At 73.3% G+C, this 1,106-nt stretch carries 1 protein-coding gene and 1 pseudogene; one reads left to right on the top strand and one right to left on the bottom strand.

Annotation, left to right across the window (positions count from 1 at the left end; translation table 11 throughout):
* A pseudogene (locus GTW40_RS18280) lies at nucleotides 1–533 on the top strand (glycogen debranching enzyme); the annotation flags it as partial.
* A gap of 57 nt (nucleotides 534–590) precedes the next feature.
* On the opposite strand, the gene GTW40_RS18275 reads toward GTW40_RS18280, so the two are convergent.
* Nucleotides 591–1,106, bottom strand: a 516-nt coding sequence (locus tag GTW40_RS18275) for a VOC family protein (RefSeq protein ID WP_275564638.1), incomplete at its 5' end; no start/stop codon positions are given.

The following is a 1,106-nucleotide window of genomic DNA, read 5'->3' as shown; positions in this document are numbered from 1 at the left end:
GCGGCAACAACAACGCCTACTGCCAGGACAACGAGGTCTCCTGGGTGGACTGGGACCTCGACGGCGAACAGCGGTCGCTGACCGAGTTCACCCGCCGGATCATCGCCCTGCGCGCCGGGCACCCGGTGCTGCGCAGGCGCCGGTTCTTCCACGGCGAGACCCCGGCCAAGGCCGACCGGCGGCTGCCCGACCTGGTGTGGCTGCGGCCCGACGCGCGTGAGATGGCCGACCAGGACTGGCAGCGCGACGACGCGTACTCGGTGGGCGTGTTCCTCAATGGCGACGCCATCGCCGAACGCGACGCCTACGGACGGCGCGTGGTCGACGACTCCTTCCTGATCCTCCTCAACGGCTACTGGGAACCGGTCGACTTCCGGCTGCCCGGGGTGTCCTACGGCGAGCGCTGGACCACCCTGATCGACACCGCCGACCCCGACGGCGTGCCCGACGAACGCGAGCGCAAGGCGGGCAGCGGGCTCCGGGTCGAGTCCCGCAGCCTGATCCTGCTCTCCCGGCCGTCCCAGAGCGGCTGAGTCGTACGTGCGAAGGGGCGCCCACTGTCGGTGGGCGCCCCTTCGCACGTACCTACGTCAGCCGCGCGGGTCGCGTGAGGTCACCGTGAACTGCGCCCCGTCCGGGTCGCGCAGCACCGCCTCGGTCGCCTGCTCGCTGAGCACGCTGCCGCCGTGCTTCTCGGCGCCGCGCGCACAGCGGGCCACGTCGGACACCGCGAAGTGGACCTGCCAGTGCGGTCGCACGGAGGGGTCGGGGGCCGCCTCCACCGCGCCCGAGTCGATGCGCGCCACCACGTCGCCCTGGCTGCGCAGCACCACCTCGCCGCCCTCGTACTCGACCTCGCAGCAGCCCGGCGCCCCGGTCGCCCAGTCCAGCACCTCGCCGTAGAAGATCGCGGAGTCGAAGGCGTTGCGGGTGTGCAGCCGGATGAAGGTGGGGGCCGAGCGGCGCCAGGTCTCCCAGTTGGAGACCAGCTCGCCCTGCCAGATGCCGAAGGTGGCGCCGTCGCGGTCGGCGAGCAGGGCGGCGCGGCCGGGCGGGAAGGACAGCGGGCCCACCGCCGCCGTGCCGCCGCGTTCGCGCGTCCGTGC

Origin of the sequence: Streptomyces sp. SID4985, assembly GCF_009863025.1 — a bacterium.
Taxonomy (GTDB): domain Bacteria; phylum Actinomycetota; class Actinomycetes; order Streptomycetales; family Streptomycetaceae; genus Streptomyces.
This window is presented reverse-complemented; position numbering and strand designations above follow the sequence as displayed.